This window comes from Micromonospora sp. WMMD712 (assembly GCF_029581295.1).
Classification (GTDB): Bacteria; Actinomycetota; Actinomycetes; order Mycobacteriales; family Micromonosporaceae; genus Micromonospora; species Micromonospora carbonacea.
The window spans coordinates 3,778,237-3,793,356 of record NZ_CP120743.1 but is presented as its reverse complement, the minus strand read 5'-3'; the positions used below and the strand labels follow the sequence as shown (position 1 = coordinate 3,793,356).

The window sequence follows — 15,120 nt, the reverse complement described above, 5'->3', positions numbered from 1 at the left end:
CCGTTGCCTCCCGGGCCGGAAAGATTGCGTTTTCCGTGCTCGGAGGGGCTGCCGAGGGGGATGTTCGCAGCTCTGTCGCTTATGCTGACCACGCACGATGCGCCCCTGTAGCTCAGCTGGCCAGAGCACTCGCCTTGTAAGCGAGATGTCGCCGGTTCGATCCCGGCCGGGGGCTCCAGTCCCACAAGGCGGTTCCGGCGTCCTGCCGGGCCGTCCCGGTGCCGTGACAGCAACAGCGACCGTAGCGCGACGGGGGTGGGATGAGCCGCGCCGTGGAGGAGTCCAACCGGGCGATGCTGCGCGCCCGCGACGCCATGGACCGGGCGTACGCCCAGCCGCTGGACATCCCCGCCCTGGCGCGGATCGCGCACGTCTCGTCGGCGCACTTCATCCGCACCTTCCGGGCCACCTTCGGCGAGACCCCGCACCGCTACCTGCAACGCCGCCGGGTCGAGCGGGCCATGTACCTGCTCACCCAGACCGACCGGGACGTCACCGACGTCTGCTTCGCGGTGGGGTTCGCCAGCCTCGGCACGTTCAGCCGGACGTTCCACCGGATCGTGGGCGAACCGCCGACGGCGTACCGGCGGGGCAGGGCTCCGGCGGACGTGCCCACCTGCTTCGCGAGGGCCTGGACGCGACCCAGCAGTTTTGGATAAGCACCAGGTCAGGGCGGGCGCATAGCGTTCCGGGCATGACGATGAACGCGATCAGCCGCTCCCAGATCTACGTGCTCGACCAGGACGAGGCGCTCGACTTCTACGTCGGCAAGCTCGGCATGGAGGTCAACACCGACGCCGACCTCGGCTTCATGCGCTGGCTGACGGTGAACCTGCCGGGCGACCCGGAGCGGGAGATCCTGCTGGAGAAGCCCGGGCCGCCCGCCCTCGACCCGGCGACGGCCGAGCAGGTGCGGGAGCTGCTCACCAAGGGGGCGCTGGGCGGCTACCTCTTCATGACCACCGACGACGCGCGCAAGACGTACGAGGATCTGGTCGGCAAGGGCGTGGAGATCACCGACGAGCCGACCGAGCGCCCGTACGGCATCGACTTCGGCATCCGGGACCCGTTCGGCAACAAGATCCGCATCGGGCAGATGTTCCCGCGCGGCTGAGCCCTTACCCGTTTCGGCCGGGCCGGCGGGCGGCGGGCGCGCGGGTTAGCATCGCGCCTCCCGACCGGTGAGGTGACGATGGCGAGCCGCCTGCTCTTCCTGGCCCGGCACGGCGAGCAGGACCGGCCCGCCGACGGGCAGGGCGGGCCCGACGGCGCTTCGGGCGACCCGCCGGAGGTCGGCCTCTCCGCCCGGGGCCGGCGGCAGGCGGAGCTGCTCGGCGAGCGGCTGCGCGGGGTGCCGTTCGCCGCCGTCCACCACGGGCCGCTGCCCCGGGCCGCGCAGACCGCCGGGCTGGTCGCCCGGTCGCTGCCCGGTGTCCCGGTGTGCGCCACCGAACTGGCCGGCGACCACCTGCCGCACGACACCGACCCGGCGGGCCTGCCCCCGGCGTACGCGAGGCTCCTGGCCGCCTACTCGCCGGCCGAGCGGGTCGACGGGCCGCGGCTGACGGCGGCGGCCGTGGCCCGGTTCGCCGCCGTGCCGGCCGACGGCGACGACCGGGTCCTGGTGGTCACCCACACCTTCCTGATCGCCTGGCTGGTGCGGCACGCGCTGGACGCGCCGCCGGGGCGCTGGCTCGGGCTGGGCCACCACAACGCCGGCCTGACCGTGATCCGTTACCACTCGGCCGGCCCGGCGACCCTGGTCGCGGTCAACGACGTGTCCCACCTGCCGCCGGACCTGCGGGCCACCGGCCTTCCGGCGGCCTACCGCTTCTGACCCCCCCGGCGGGGCGTCGTCGCCGGCGGTGGCCGCCACCCCGGGTCAGCGGGCGGCCGTGAGCACGAACTCGGCCAGCGCCGCCGCGGCCTGCGGCGGCGTGCCCGCGACCGGGCAGTCGGTCCAGTCGACCGTGGTGCCGCCGACGCTGACCCGGTATTCGAAGGCGTCGGAGCAACGGCCGTCCCCATCGGTCGTGCCGCCCTCGGCGAGCCGGGGGGCGGCGGCGAGCTGCCGCAGCCGGTCGAGGTCGCTCCCGGTGAACCGGCCGGTCCGCCGTGCGCCGGCCCGGTCGACGGCCGTCCACCGGCCGTCCGGCTCGACGGTGACGGTGTCGTCCAGCCCGCCGTAGCCACCGGAGCGCCGCACGACCACGCGGTCGGCGGCCACCGGGGCGGCGGTGGCGGTGGTCGCCGGGCCTTCGGCGGACCCCGCCGGGCCGGTGGTCGGCGCGCCCGGGGCGGGCGTCGGCCCGGTGACGCCGGAGGGGGCCGACGTGGGGGCGCCCGGGTCGCCGGCGGAGCATCCGACCGACGCCAGCGACGCGGTGACGGCGGTGGCGACGAGGGCGGCGCGGAGGAGAGTCGATCTCATATTGGTAGGACGTGTCCGGACTCGGCCCGGTTCCGTCACCTGCTGTTACTCATCCGTTCGGCCAGTGTTGGTGTCTGATAACGCCGCCAGGCTTCCCCTTTCGTTGATGTGACTCTATATCTACATGCGTGACTACCCCCGTCACACATTCCTTGCCAGGAGGGCACGTGAAGAAAACCCTCGCCGCTGCGAGCGCAGCGCTGCTGACCGGCGGCCTGCTCGCCTGCGTCACCACCACGGCGCAAGCGGCCCCTCCCGCCGCCCCCACCCCGGACGCCGCCGCCGCGGCCCGTGCCGACTCGGTCCTGCGCGCCAACCCCGGCGCCGTGCAGGGGACCGGCGCGGAGGCCTACCAGGTCGTCCGGACCAAGGTGGACGGCAGCGGTGCCTCGCACACCCGCTACACCCGCACCTACCACGGCCTGCGCGTCTACGGCGGTGACTTCGTCATCCACGCCACGGCCAACGGCCAGTACGCCGGCGCGTCGGTGGGCCTCGCCGCCCCGCTGACCCTCGGCACCAGCCCGAAGGTCACCTCGGCCAAGGCCAAGGCGGCCGCGCGCAAGGAGTTCTCCGGCTCGCTCACCGCCGTGGGCGCCCCGGAGCTCTTCGTCGACGCCAGCTCCGGCAAGGGCCGCCTGGCCTGGGAGACCGTCGTCTCCGGCTGGAAGGCCGACAAGCAGACCCCGTCGAAGCTGCACGTGATCACCGACGCCGTCACCGGCGCGCTCATCGGCTCGTACGACGAGATCGAGTCGGTCGCCGGCAGCGGGACCGGCATCTACACCGGCGCGGTCACCGTCGACACCACGCTCTCCGGCAGCACGTACCAGATGATCGACCCGGTGCGCGGCAACGGCACCACCTGCGACATGAACAACGGCACGTCGACCTGCACCACCTTCACCGACGCCGACAACGTGTGGGGCACCGGCGCCAACTCCAACCGGCAGTCGGCCGCCGTCGACGCCCATTTCGGGGCCGCCAAGACGTTCGACTACTTCAAGAACGTGCACGGCCGCAACGGCATCTTCGGCAACGGCCAGGGTGTGCCGAGCCGGGTGCACTACGGCAACAACTACGTCAACGCCTTCTGGGACGGCTCCCGGATGACCTACGGCGACGGCTCCGGCAACTCCCGCCCGCTGGTCTCCCTCGACGTCGCCGGCCACGAGATGAGCCACGGCGTCACCGAGGCCGTCGCCGGCCTGGTCTACTCCGGCGAGTCCGGTGGCCTCAACGAGTCCACCAGCGACATCTTCGGCAACATGGTGGAGTTCTACGCCGCCGCGCCGAGCGACCCGGGCGACTACCAGGTCGGTGAGAAGATCAACATCAACGGCAACGGCACGCCGCTGCGCTACATGTACAACCCGTCGCTGGACGGCTCGTCCGACTCGTGCTGGTCCACCAGCACCAAGAACAAGGACGTGCACTACTCCTCCGGCGTGGGCAACCACTTCTACTTCAACCTCGCCGAGGGCACCGGCGCGACCGCGTACGGCACCTCGCCGGTCTGCGGCTCCGCCCCGGCGGTCACCGGCATCGGCCGGGCCAAGGCCGAGAAGATCTGGTTCCGCGCGCTCGACGTGTACTTCACCTCCAACACGTCGTACGTCAACACCAGCAACCCGGCGAACACCGCGCGGGCGTACACCCTGCGGGCGGCCACCGACCTGTACGGCAGCTGCTCCACCGAGTACAAGGCCGTCCAGGCGGCGTGGACCGCGGTGAACGTGGCCGGCAGCGACGCGCCCTGCTCGTCGACCGGCAACGACTTCTCCGTGACGCTCTCGCCGACCTCCGGCTCGGTCACCGCCGGCGGCTCCGCCAGCACCAGCGTGGCCACCGCCACCACCAGCGGCACCGCGCAGACCGTCGCGCTCTCCGCGTCCGGCCTGCCCTCCGGCGCGACCGCGTCGTTCAGCCCGGCCTCGGTGACCTCGGGCGCGTCGTCCACCCTCACCATCGCCACCAGCACCAGCACCCCGGCGGGCACCTACACCGTCACGGTGACCGGCACCGGCACCTCGATCAACCACACGGCCACCTACACGCTGACCGTGAGCAGCGTCGGCGGCGGCTGCACCGGCGCGGGCCAGAAGCTCGGCAACGCCGGCTTCGAGTCCGGCAACACGGTGTGGACGGCCTCCTCCGGCGTCATCGCCCAGCACGGCTCCGACCAGCCCGCCCGCACCGGCACCTACAGCGCCTGGCTGAACGGCTACGGCAGCCGCCACACCGACACGCTCGCCCAGTCGGTGAGCCTGCCGGCCGGCTGCACCTCGTACAACTTCAGCTTCTGGCTGCACATCGACTCGGCCGAGAGCACCACGAGCACCCAGTACGACAAGCTCACGGTGCAGGTGCTCAACTCGTCCGGGACGGTGCTGGCGACCCTGGCCACGTACTCGAACCTGAACAAGGCCACCGGGTACGCGCTGAAGTCCTTCTCGCTGGCCTCGTACGCCGGCCAGACCGTCACCCTGAAGTTCACCGGCACGGAGGACGCCTCGCTCCAGACGTCCTTCGTCGTCGACGACACCGCGGTCGACGTCGCCTGACGTAGCCGTACCGTCTCCCGGCCCGGCGGCCACCCACTCGGGTGGTCGCCGGGCCCACGTCGTTATCGTCGGGGGATGGTGGCGGTGCCGGACGCGGAGCTGACCGTCGGGACGGCCGGCCCGGTGGCCACGATCGTGATCTCCAATCCGGGCCGACGCAACGCGATGACCCCGGCGATGTGGCGGCGGCTGCCGGTGCTGCTGGACCGGCTGGAGGCCGACGAGCGGGTCCGCGCGCTGGTGCTCACCGGCGCGGCCGGCACCTTCTGCGCCGGGGCCGACCTCGGTGACCTCGACGAACTGCTCGACGCCGGTGACGCCAGCATCGCCGTCGCCGCCGAGGAGCGGCTCGCCGCGTTCGCCCGGCCGACCGTCGCCGCCATCGAGGGCGCGTGCGTCGGGGGCGGCTGTCAGCTCGCGGTGGCGTGCGACCTGCGGCTCGCCGCCGCCGACGCCCGGTTCGGGGTGCCCCCGGCCCGGCTCGGCCTGGTCTATCCCGCGCCCACCACCCGGCGGCTGGCCCGGCTGGTCGGCCCGTCCGCCGCGAAGCACCTGCTCTTCACCGCCGAGTTGATCGACGCCGGGCGGGCCCTGCGGATCGGGCTGGTCGACGAGGTGCTGCCGCCGGACGGTCTCGCCGCCCGGGTGGCGGCGCTCACCGCCACGATCGCCGAGCGCTCCCGGCTCTCCGTCGCCGCCGCGAAGGAGATCGTCGACGACCGGGCCGACGCGGAACGGATCGCCTGGTGGCACGGGCAGGTCCGGGACAGCGGCGAGGCCCGGGAGGGGGTGGCGGCCGCCAACGGGCGTCGGGCGCCCCGGTTCGGCTGGGCCCCGCCCGTCGCCGACGTACCCTCCACTCTGGACCGCCCGGCTCCCGGGCGGTGACCTGCCCGATCGGGTCGTCTCGATGATCGGTTGGTGTGCCGGGGCCCGTGCTGGCACGCTGTGCCGGTGCAGATCGATCAATTTCTCAACGGCCGGTACCGCCTGGGAGATCGCATCGGCAAGGGCGGCACGGCGGTGGTCCACCGGGCGTACGACGAGCTGCTGGAACGCGAGGTGGCGGTCAAGGTGCTGCTCGGCTCGGACCGGGCCGCCCGCCGACGGATCCGGGCCGAGGCGACGGCCGCCGCCCGGCTCTCGCACCCGAACGTCACCAACGTCTACGACTACGGCGAGGCGCTGACCCGCACCGGCGAGCTCGCGCCGTACGTGGTGATGGAGCTGCTGCCCGGTCCCACCCTGGCCCGGCGGCTCGACGACGGGCCGCTGCCGGCGGTGGAGGGGCTGCGGATCTGCGCCGAGGTGGCCGCCGCGCTCGCCGCGGCGCACGCCCGGGATCTGGTGCACCGCGACGTCAAGCCCGCCAACGTCGTGCTCACGCCGTCCGGGGCGAAGGTGGTCGACTTCGGCACGGCCGCCGCCGTCGGCCAGCCGGAGATCGACTTCGACGGCCGGCTGCTGGGCACCCCCGCCTACCTGGCCCCGGAGCGGCTCGACGCCGGGGAGGTGGTGCCCGCCTCCGACGTCTACGCGCTCGGGCTGCTCGTCCACCTCGTGCTCACCGACGAGCTGCCCTGGGCGACCGACACCCCCACCCAGATGCTGCGCGCCCACGTCTACGTCGAGCCGAGGCCCCTGCCGCCGGTCGACGGCGTGCCGGCCGAGGTGGCCGAGCTGTGCCGGCGCTGCCTCGCCAAGGACCCGGCCGCCCGGCCGTCCGCGGAGGAGGCGGCGGCGCGACTGGCGGCGGTGGTCACCCGGATGCGGGTCGGGGAGGCGGCCCGGTCCGAGCCGGCCCCCGCCGCCGCCGGTGCCGGCCCGGCCGCTGCCGGTGCCGGCCCGGCCGCCGCCGGTGCCGACCGGTCCGGCGGGGGTGCCGGTCGGTCCGGTGCCGCGGGCAGGGCCGGGGCGGAGGCCGGCCCCGGCGACGCGCCGCGCGGGTCGACGCCGCGCCCCGCGTCCCGTCGGGGCCCGGCCCGGCGGAGGTACCGGGCCCTGCTCGTGGTCGCCGCCGCGCTGGTCATCGCCGTGGCGACCGCCGGCTCGCTCGCCGACTCGGCCCGCCCGCACCGGCCCGGGACGGCCGGTCCGACCGGGTCGCCGGCGCCCTCCGCCGACGAGGTCGTCGCCCCCGTCGGCGGGGGCCGGCCCACCGGCGACGTCGGTCTGCCCGGCGGGGCCGGCGGTTCGCCGCGCCCGGGCGGCCCGACACGCGACCCCACCCCGGGCGGCGGTGCCCCGGGCCCGTCGGCCCCCGCCGAGTCGGGCAGGTCGCCGTCGGCGGCCCCGTCCCCGTCCGCGTCCGGGTCGCCACCCGCTCCGGGCACCGGCGACGACCCGGCCGAGCCGGGCCCCGCCGAGCCGCCGGCGGTCGCGGTGCGCGCGAACGGCGGCACCGTCCGGGTCGCCTGCACGGGCAAGAGCGCGGCGGTGACGTCGACCGTGCCCGCGGACGGCTACCAGGTCGAGGAGTACGTGCCGGGCCCCGCCCGGGAGATCCGCGTCGTGCTCGGCTCCGCGACCCGGGCCAGCGAGATCAGGGCGAAGTGCGCCAACGGCAAGGTGGTGCCCAAGGTACGCGAAACCGAGCGCTGACCCTGCCCGCGGCGGCCGGCCGCAGCGGGCCGTACCGTCGCCGACCGTGCCTCAGTTGGGGCTGCCTGAGGCGGCGCTGCCTCCGGTGATCCGGCCGGGGCCGGCGGGCGCCGCGCCGGGGCGTACCCCGACGCGGCCCCCCGTTCCCGCCGGCCGGCCGGTCACCGCCCGGCCAGCGACGCCCAGCTCGGTACGGCCGGCTCGTGCCGCAGCGGCATGCCCGCCTCGGCCGGCGTCCGGTCGCCCTTGCGCTGGTTGCACGCGTAGCAGGCGGCGGTGGTGTTGCGCCAGGTGTTGCGGCCGCCGCGCGAGCGGGGCAGGACATGGTCGACGGTGCTGGCCGGCCCGCTGCAGTAGGCGCAGCACCGGTCGTCGCGGCGCAGCACACCCGCCCGGGACCAGGCCGGGCCGGCGCGCAACCGCCAGCGGGTCACCACGTACCGGACGAGACGGACCACCCGGGGGACCGGGAAGACCCCGATCACCCGGTCCGGCTCGGCCTCGTGGATCTCGGCGACCCGCCGGCAGAGCATCCGGATCGCGTGCTGGACGGTGACCCGGTGCAGCGGGCCGAGGTCGGCGTTGATGACGAGGACGGCGTCCACCGGGTCTCCTTCCAGGGGCGACGGTGGGTCGGGCCGGACAGCGAAGAGCCGCCCGGGTCCGGCGGGGACGGGCGGCTCGACGCGTGCGGACGCGCGTCAGCCGGGCCGCCCGTCCCGGGGCGCGGCGAATCGGCAACCGTCGACGGGTGGCGCCGACGACACGCCTCTGACGTGCGACAACGACATGACCGTCTCCCGGTTGGCTGGTTGACCTTGCGCGATCACGGTAGGTCGGCGGGGGAGAGGCCGGCAACGTATTTCGATCCTCCGGGGACCTGGTCGGGGTGGCCCTGCCGCCGGGCGCGGGCGGCGGCCCGCGCGTCGGCCAGCGGCCCGTCGACCCGCCGGGCCATCCGCACGGTCAGCTCCCCCTCCAGCAGCGGCCGGTTCACCTCCCCGGCGACCGCGAGGGCCGGTCCGGACACCGTCCGCCAGACCGCGGTCAGCCCGGCCCCGAGCCCGACCAGGGCGACGGCCGCGCGGGTGGCGGGGGAGCCGGCCGCCGCGGCGGCGCTCACCCCGACCACCGCGAACAGCACCACCAGCAGCGGTACGAGCACGGGCCAGAAGATCCCCCGGGCCGCCTGCACGGCCAGCTTCCGGTCCCGGATGATCACGTTGCGGGCGACGACCGCGTAGTCCTCCTCGTCGAGCAGGTCCCGCGGGTGCAGCCCGCCGGTCAGCACGTTGCGCCACCGGTCGCCCTGGTTGCGCAGCTCGCGGGCCAACTCGTCGAGGCCGGCCTCGGCCGGATCGCCCGACCGGGCCCGGGCGACCGCGTCGGCCCACGCCCGCAGCGACCGGCGCACCACGGCGGCCGAGTACGGCGGCAGCACGCTGGCCAGCTCGTCGAGCCACCGGCTGATCTCGTGCTGCCGGCCGGCGAAGCGCCACGGCACCTGGTCGGCCTCGCCGTGCCGGACGGTGTCGGCCAGCGACCGGCCGAGGCGGTACGCCAGCCCGACCCGGGGGTTCGTGGCCATGGTCCAGCGCAGCACGTCCACGTTGAGGTCGTCCAGGGCGAGCAGCAGCGCCGCCACCTCGGCCACCATCGTTGCCCCGGCTGCCGGGACCGCCGCGGCGGGCGGGACCGTCGTCGCCCCGGCTGCCGGGGTGGCCTCGGCCGGGGTGGCGGCCCGGACGGCGGCGGCGGACGGCGCGGTGGAGCCGGTGCCGGTCAGCTCGGCGATCTGGGCCAGCGCGACGTCGATCCCGTCGAGGTACATCCGCAGCCGCCGCCGGCCGGACATCTCGGTGAGGTTGGTCAGCTTCACCGGCGGCCCGCCCGGGCGTCGCTGCGGCGTCGACAGGTCGGCGGTCTGCGCGTGGTGGTAGGCGTCGGCCATCCACCAGCCCAGCCGCAGGGCCGTCGCGACGCAGCCCTGCTCGTCCCGGAGCCGCCCGACCGCGTCGTCGCCCCGGCGACCGACGGCGTCGCCGGCCGACCAGCCGTGTGCCTCGCTGAGCGTCGTCCCGCCGTGTGCCTCGCTGAACGTCGTCCTGCCGTGTGCCTCGCTGAGCGTCGTCCCGCCGTGCGCCCCGCCGGACGTCGACTCGCCGGTCGGCGCACCGTGCGCCCTGCCGGCCCGGTCGCCGGCTGTCGCCCTGCCGGCCGGGTCGCCCGCTCGGCCGCCGGTCGTCGTCCCGCCGGCCTGGTTGCCGGTCGCCGGCCCGTCGGCCGCGTCGGCGACGGCCGGTTCGTGTCCCGCGCCCCGCCGGTGCACCGTCGACATCGTGCCGACACCCCCGTCCGACCTCCCGGGTGGGCCCCACCGGCCGCCCCGGCACCCTTTCGAGCATATGCACCAATAGTTTGATTTGTGGAGAATTGAGGCTCGGGGTCGGGACCTTCGGCGGTGCCGGAGGGGCCCTTACGCACCACCGCCGGAATCGTCGGCGATCGATGCTGAAGATGACCCTGACGCCGCAACCGCCGAGGTGTGACAGATGAAGGCCGAACCGAGGACCGCCCCGTCGACCGAGCTCGACGCCATGGTCGACGCACTCGTCTCCGACGGGCTCAAGGCCCTGGCCGAGTACGACCGGTTCACCCAGGAGGAGATCGACCGGATCGTCCGCAAGGCGTCCGTGGCCGCGCTGGACCGGCACGCCGAACTCGCCCGGCTCGCCGTGACGGAGACCGGCCGGGGGGTCTTCGAGGACAAGGCCGTCAAGAACATCTTCGCCTGCGAGCACGTCACGCACAGCATGGCGCGGGTGCGGACCGTCGGGATCATCAACCGCGACGAGATCGACGGCATCGTGGAGATCGCCGACCCGGTCGGCGTCGTCGCCGGCATCACCCCGGTCACCAACCCCACCTCGACCACCATCTTCAAGGCCCTGCTGGCGCTGAAGACCCGCAACCCGATCGTCTTCGCGTTCCACCCGTCGGCGCAGCGGTGCAGCGTGGAGGCGGCCCGCACGGTCCGCGACGCGGCCGTCGCGGCGGGCGCGCCCGAGCACTGCGTCCAGTGGATCGAGCAGCCGTCGGTCGAGGCGACCACCGCGCTCATGCACCACCCCGGCATCGCGACCATCCTCGCCACCGGCGGCAACGCGATGGTCCGCGCGGCGTACTCGGCGGGCAAGCCGGCGCTCGGCGTCGGGGCGGGCAACGTGCCCGCGTACGTCGAGGCCAGCGCGAAGCTCAAGCGTGCCGTCAACGACATCGTGCTGTCCAAGGCGTTCGACAACGGCATGATCTGCGCCTCGGAGCAGGCGGTGATCCTCGACGAGGCCGTCGCCGACGCGGCGCTCGACGAGTTCCGGGCCCTGCACGCGTACGTGGCGTCGACGCAGGACAAGGCGAAGCTGGAGGCGCTGCTGTTCCCCGCCGGCCGGCTCAACCCGGACGTCGTCGGCCGGTCGGCGGAGTGGATCGCCGAGCGCGCCGGCTTCGCCGTGCCGCCGCGTACCTCGATCATCCTGGCCGAGGTCGACCGCGTCGGTCCCGACGAGCCGCTGACCCGGGAGAAGCTCTGCCCGGTCCTCGCGGTGCTGCGCGCCGCGACCCGCGAGCAGGGCCTGCGGTATGCCGAGGAGATGGTCGAGTTCCACGGCCTCGGCCACAGCGCGGTGATCCACACCGAGGACGAGGCGCTGGTCGACGAGTTCGGGCAGCGGGTCAAGGCCGTGCGGATCATCTGGAACTCGCCGGCCTCCCAGGGCGGCATCGGCGACATGTACAACGCCTTCCTGCCGTCGCTCACCCTCGGCTGCGGCAGCTACGGCCGCAACTCGGTGTCGAACAACGTCTCGGCGGTCAACCTGGTCAACATCAAGCGGATCGGCCGGCGGACCAACAACATGCAGTGGTTCAAGGTCCCGTCGAAGATCTACTTCGAGCCGAACGCGATCCGGTACCTCGCCGAGATGCCGGACGTGCACCGGGTCACCGTCGTCACCGACGCCACCATGACCCGCCTCGGCTTCGTCGACCGGGTCAACCGGATGCTCCAGCGCCGCCCCGGCCACGTCGCGCTCCAGATCATCGACGACGTCGAGCCCGAGCCCAGCGTGGAGACCGTCGACCGGGGCGCCGCCCTGATGCGGTCCTTCCAGCCGGACACGATCATCGCCCTCGGCGGCGGCTCGGCGATGGACGCCGCCAAGGTCATGTGGCTGCGCTACGAGCACCCCGAGGTGGTCTTCGACGACCTGCGGGAGAAGTTCTTCGACATCCGCAAGCGCGCCTTCGCCTTCCCCACCCTCGGCGAGAAGGCCCGGCTGGTCTGCGTGCCGACCACCTCGGGCACCGGGGCGGAGGTGACCCCGTTCGCCGTCATCACCGACCGCCGTACCGGCAAGAAGTACCCGCTCGCGGACTACGCGCTCACCCCGACCGTGGCGATCGTCGACCCGGTGCTGACCGCCAGCATGCCGCGCGCCATCGCCGCCGACAGCGGCTTCGACGCGCTCACCCACGCCATCGAGGCGTACGTGTCGGTCTACGCCAACGACTTCACCGACGGCCCGGCCCTGCACGCGATCCGGCTGATCTTCGCCAACCTGGAGCGCTCGGTGACCGGTGGCGACGCGGGCCCCGCCGGGACCGGCGGCGACGCGTGGCCCCGGGCGCACGCTGTGGCGGGCGACGCCGCCGAGGCGCGGGAACGGATGCACAACGCCGGCACCATCGCCGGGATGGCGTTCGGCAGCGCGTTCCTCGGCATCGTGCACGCCATGTCGCACACCCTCGGGGCGACCTTCCACATCGCCCACGGGCGCACCAACGCGGTGCTGCTGCCGCACGTCATCCGCTACAACGGCACCGTCCCGTCGAAGCTCTCCGGCTGGCCCAAGTACGAGAGCTACCGCGCGCCGGAGCGGTTCGCCGAGATCGCCCGCACGCTGGGCCTGCCGGCGGCCACCCCGGCCGAGGGCGTCGAGTCGCTGGCGGCGGCCGTGGAGCGGCTGCGCGACGCGGTCGGCATCGAGCCGTCGTTCGCCGCGATCGGCGTGGACGAGGCGGCGTTCGAGGCGGCCCTGCCGCAGCAGGCGCTCAACGCGTACGAGGACCAGTGCGCGCCGGCCAACCCGAGGATGCCGATGCTCGACGACATGCAGCAGCTCATGCGGGCGGCGTACCACGGCACGCGCTGGACCGCCTGACGCGCAGCGGCCCGCCTGCCGGCGAGCCGCTCGGCGCAGGCGTTAGGAGGGGGCCCCTCCTATACAGAAAGCGTTAACAAGGGGCCCTTCCTTACCGGCGGGCGAGGAGGCCGCGGGGGCGGATCGAGCGGACCGGTTCGGCCGCCCCGCCCTCGGCGCGCAGGATGTGGTTCGCGGCGACGATCCCCGTCGCCGCGGACCGCTCCATCAGGGCGCTCGGGAAGTCGGTGCGGATGCCGTCGCCGGCCAGGTAGAGCCCGTCGGCCTCGGTGCGTACCCCCGGCCGCCCGGCGTGACCGCCCGGGGTGAACGCCGGGGCCTGCGCCTCCACCCGGGCCCGCAGCTCGCGCACCCGCAGCCGGGCCGCCTCCGGCCAGAGCGCCACCAGCTCGGCGCGCATCCGCTCCGCCAGCTCCTCGGCCGGCACGCCCGGCTCGCAGGCGTACGCGTGCAGCTCCAGCACCGAGCCGCCGGTGCGCTCCGCCCAGCGGCGCGACTCGTTCTCCAGCCGGTGGTAGAGCGTCACCGAGTCCAGGGTGGGCTGCCGGGACACCCCGCTGAACACCGCCCGCCCCGCGTCGACGTCCCCGTCGCACCAGTAGCGGGCGACCGCGTACGGCGGGCCGGGGGTGCCGAACGCGGGCATCGCCGCGACCAGCTCCGGGGCGGCCCCGGCCAGCACCGGCGAGGCGGCGACGAGGGCGGCCAGGGCCGGCGGGTCGACGGCGAGCACCACGTGCCCGGCCGGGTACGCGCTGCCGTCGGCGGCGCCCACCCGCCAGCCGTCGGGGGTGCGGTCCAGCCGGGTCGCGGCGACACCCGTCAGCACCCGCCCGCCGTGGCGCTCGACGTGCCGGGCCAGCGGCTGCCAGATGGCGGTGCCGTAGTCCTCGTCGGGGCAGTCGAACGCCAGCCCCTCCGGGTTGCCGAGCAGATAGAAGTGGAACTGGGCGATCATCTCGGCCGCCGACATCTCCGCCTCGTGGTTGAAGAACGAGTGGGAGAAGACCTCGAACAGCATCGCCCGGGCCCGGTCGGGCAGCCGCAGCGAGTCCAGCAGCTCGTCGGCGGTGGTGCCGTCGAACTCGGCGTACGTGCGCACCGGGTCGTAGGTGAGCAGCGGCAGCGCGGCGTCCCGGTCCATCGCCCGCAGGTCGGCCAGGCGCAGGCTGGGGCTGCGCAGCAGCAGGGCGAGCAGGTTGGCCGGCGGGGCCGGCGGCAGCCGCCCGAACTCCTCCGTGGGCCAGTCGGCGCTCAGGATCGGGTAGCCCGGCACCGGCCTGAGGAAGCGCAGCTCCGGATCGACCCGGCGCAGGATCGACCGCCAGTTGTAGTACTGCCGGAAGAACGCGTGGAAGCCGTGCTCGTTGGCCTGGACGCCGTCGGCCAGCTCCTGCGGCCACGCGCCGAGCCGGCCGCCGAGGGTCGGCGCGGCCTCCAGCACGGTCACCCGCACCCCGCGCTCGGCGAGCACCACCGCCGCCGACATGCCGGCGATCCCGCCGCCGACGACCACGGCCTCCACCGGGTGCGGCACGCGGTGGGCGCCACCGCCGCCCGGGTCCACCACGTGCTGCCGTACGCCGATCAGCCGACCCGCCATCTGAGACAGTGCCATGCGCCCAGTCTGCCCGAGGTGCAAGGAAGGGCCCCCTGTTAACGCCTGCGGTAGAGAAGGGTCCCCTTCTTACCCGGCACCCGGCACCCGGCGAGCGCGCGCCACCTCAGCGCGCGGGGCAGCGGCGCTCGCGGTCGGAGGCGGGCCAGACGTACTCCAGGCCCGGGTCGACGTCGCCGAAGATCGGGCGGTAGTGGTCTGGGTCCTTGCGCAGCAGCGACGAGCGGTGGCTGCGGTGCAGGTCGTCGCGGCCCAGCCACGGCGGCAGCTCACCGGCGTCGGCCAGCTCCGCCTGGGTGCGTACGGCGGTCACGCCGCAGGCGGCGGCGAGGTCGGCGACCAGCGTCGCCGCGCAGGTGTCGGCCCGCCCCGGCCCGCACCACACCGCGCAGACGTCCAGGCCGTAGCGGACCAGCGCCTCCTCGTATCCGGCCCACATCTTCACCGCCGGGTGGTTGCGCCAGCCGTAACCCGGCCGGGTCAGCCCGCGCAGCACCTGGATGGCCTCCACCCGCTGCTTGCCGAGCCGCCGGGTGTCCAGCGCCCGAGCGCTGGCCAGGAAGTCCGGGTACGGCAGGAACGTCTGCATGCCCCGCTCTACCCGCCCCCGGGCCCGACAATCGTTCCCGACGAACGTTCATGATCACGGGGCTGCGCGGGCTCCGCGCCGCTGACTACGATTCGGCG

The 15,120-nt window shown here is 74.6% G+C and carries 12 protein-coding genes and 1 tRNA gene; 8 read left to right on the top strand and 5 right to left on the bottom strand.

The window, feature by feature from the left end:
* Positions 1-101 precede the first annotated feature (101 nt).
* The 4 genes from O7633_RS16270 to O7633_RS16255 all read left to right on the top strand — a co-directional run bounded on the left by O7633_RS16270 (position 102) and on the right by O7633_RS16255 (position 1,837).
* Positions 102-178: transfer RNA gene (locus tag O7633_RS16270), tRNA-Thr, on the top strand.
* A gap of 82 nt (positions 179-260) precedes the next feature.
* Positions 261-659 carry an AraC family transcriptional regulator gene (locus O7633_RS16265; RefSeq protein WP_282328376.1) on the top strand — a complete coding sequence of 133 codons (399 nt, stop codon included), beginning with the start codon at positions 261-263 and terminating at the stop codon, positions 657-659.
* A 35-nt stretch (positions 660-694) separates the two neighbouring features.
* Positions 695-1,114: a VOC family protein gene (locus O7633_RS16260; RefSeq protein WP_178066591.1), complete on the top strand. Its 420-nt coding sequence runs from the start codon at positions 695-697 to the stop codon at positions 1,112-1,114.
* Between the two features lie 78 nt (positions 1,115-1,192).
* Positions 1,193-1,837, top strand: coding sequence for a histidine phosphatase family protein (locus O7633_RS16255; RefSeq protein ID WP_282328375.1), 645 nt, complete (start codon positions 1,193-1,195; stop codon positions 1,835-1,837).
* Between the two features lie 45 nt (positions 1,838-1,882).
* Here the strand turns inward: O7633_RS16255 and O7633_RS16250 are convergent, their stop codons facing one another.
* Positions 1,883-2,431 (bottom strand): hypothetical protein, encoded by a 549-nt coding sequence (locus tag O7633_RS16250; protein ID WP_282328374.1) that lies wholly within the window; start codon positions 2,429-2,431, stop codon positions 1,883-1,885.
* A gap of 167 nt (positions 2,432-2,598) precedes the next feature.
* Between O7633_RS16250 and O7633_RS16245 the strand changes: the two genes are divergently transcribed.
* The 3 genes from O7633_RS16245 (at position 2,599) to O7633_RS16235 (ending at position 7,596) form a co-directional block, all read left to right on the top strand.
* Positions 2,599-4,995, top strand: a complete 2,397-nt coding sequence (locus tag O7633_RS16245) for a M4 family metallopeptidase (RefSeq protein ID WP_282328373.1) — start codon at positions 2,599-2,601, stop codon at positions 4,993-4,995.
* A 78-nt stretch (positions 4,996-5,073) separates the two neighbouring features.
* Entirely contained in the window at positions 5,074-5,883 is an 810-nt protein-coding gene (locus O7633_RS16240; RefSeq protein ID WP_282328576.1) for an enoyl-CoA hydratase/isomerase family protein, read from the top strand.
* A gap of 66 nt (positions 5,884-5,949) precedes the next feature.
* Complete coding sequence (locus O7633_RS16235) at positions 5,950-7,596, top strand: serine/threonine-protein kinase (RefSeq protein ID WP_282328372.1); 1,647 nt, start codon at positions 5,950-5,952, stop codon at positions 7,594-7,596.
* A 161-nt stretch (positions 7,597-7,757) separates the two neighbouring features.
* On the opposite strand, the gene O7633_RS16230 is transcribed toward O7633_RS16235, so the two are convergent.
* Positions 7,758-8,201: an HNH endonuclease gene (locus O7633_RS16230; RefSeq protein ID WP_282328371.1), complete on the bottom strand. Its 444-nt coding sequence runs from the start codon at positions 8,199-8,201 to the stop codon at positions 7,758-7,760.
* Between the two features lie 221 nt (positions 8,202-8,422).
* On the bottom strand, positions 8,423-9,934 hold the full coding sequence (locus tag O7633_RS16225; RefSeq protein WP_282328370.1) for a hypothetical protein: 1,512 nt from the start codon (positions 9,932-9,934) through the stop codon (positions 8,423-8,425).
* Between the two features lie 214 nt (positions 9,935-10,148).
* Between O7633_RS16225 and adhE the strand changes: the two genes are divergently transcribed.
* The gene (gene adhE / locus O7633_RS16220) at positions 10,149-12,815 is read left to right on the top strand and encodes a bifunctional acetaldehyde-CoA/alcohol dehydrogenase (protein ID WP_282328369.1); all 2,667 of its coding nucleotides are present in this window, start codon (positions 10,149-10,151) and stop codon (positions 12,813-12,815) included.
* A gap of 91 nt (positions 12,816-12,906) precedes the next feature.
* On the opposite strand, the gene O7633_RS16215 is transcribed toward adhE, so the two are convergent.
* On the bottom strand, positions 12,907-14,433 hold the full coding sequence (locus tag O7633_RS16215) for an FAD-dependent oxidoreductase (protein ID WP_282328368.1): 1,527 nt from the start codon (positions 14,431-14,433) through the stop codon (positions 12,907-12,909).
* A 106-nt stretch (positions 14,434-14,539) separates the two neighbouring features.
* Positions 14,540-15,022, bottom strand: coding sequence for an MSMEG_6728 family protein (locus tag O7633_RS16210; RefSeq protein WP_278129710.1), 483 nt, complete (start codon positions 15,020-15,022; stop codon positions 14,540-14,542).
* Positions 15,023-15,120 lie beyond the last annotated feature (98 nt).

Coding starts and splice junctions, on each gene's coding strand:
- O7633_RS16265 (WP_282328376.1), top strand. CDS start 261: ATGAGCCGCGCCGTGGAGGAGTCCAACCGGGCGATGCTGCGCGCCCGC.
- O7633_RS16260 (WP_178066591.1), top strand. CDS start 695: ATGACGATGAACGCGATCAGCCGCTCCCAGATCTACGTGCTCGACCAG.
- O7633_RS16255 (WP_282328375.1), top strand. CDS start 1,193: ATGGCGAGCCGCCTGCTCTTCCTGGCCCGGCACGGCGAGCAGGACCGG.
- O7633_RS16250 (WP_282328374.1), bottom strand. CDS start 2,431: ATGAGATCGACTCTCCTCCGCGCCGCCCTCGTCGCCACCGCCGTCACC.
- O7633_RS16225 (WP_282328370.1), bottom strand. CDS start 9,934: ATGTCGACGGTGCACCGGCGGGGCGCGGGACACGAACCGGCCGTCGCC.
- adhE (WP_282328369.1), top strand. CDS start 10,149: ATGAAGGCCGAACCGAGGACCGCCCCGTCGACCGAGCTCGACGCCATG.
- O7633_RS16215 (WP_282328368.1), bottom strand. CDS start 14,433: ATGGCACTGTCTCAGATGGCGGGTCGGCTGATCGGCGTACGGCAGCAC.
- O7633_RS16210 (WP_278129710.1), bottom strand. CDS start 15,022: ATGCAGACGTTCCTGCCGTACCCGGACTTCCTGGCCAGCGCTCGGGCG.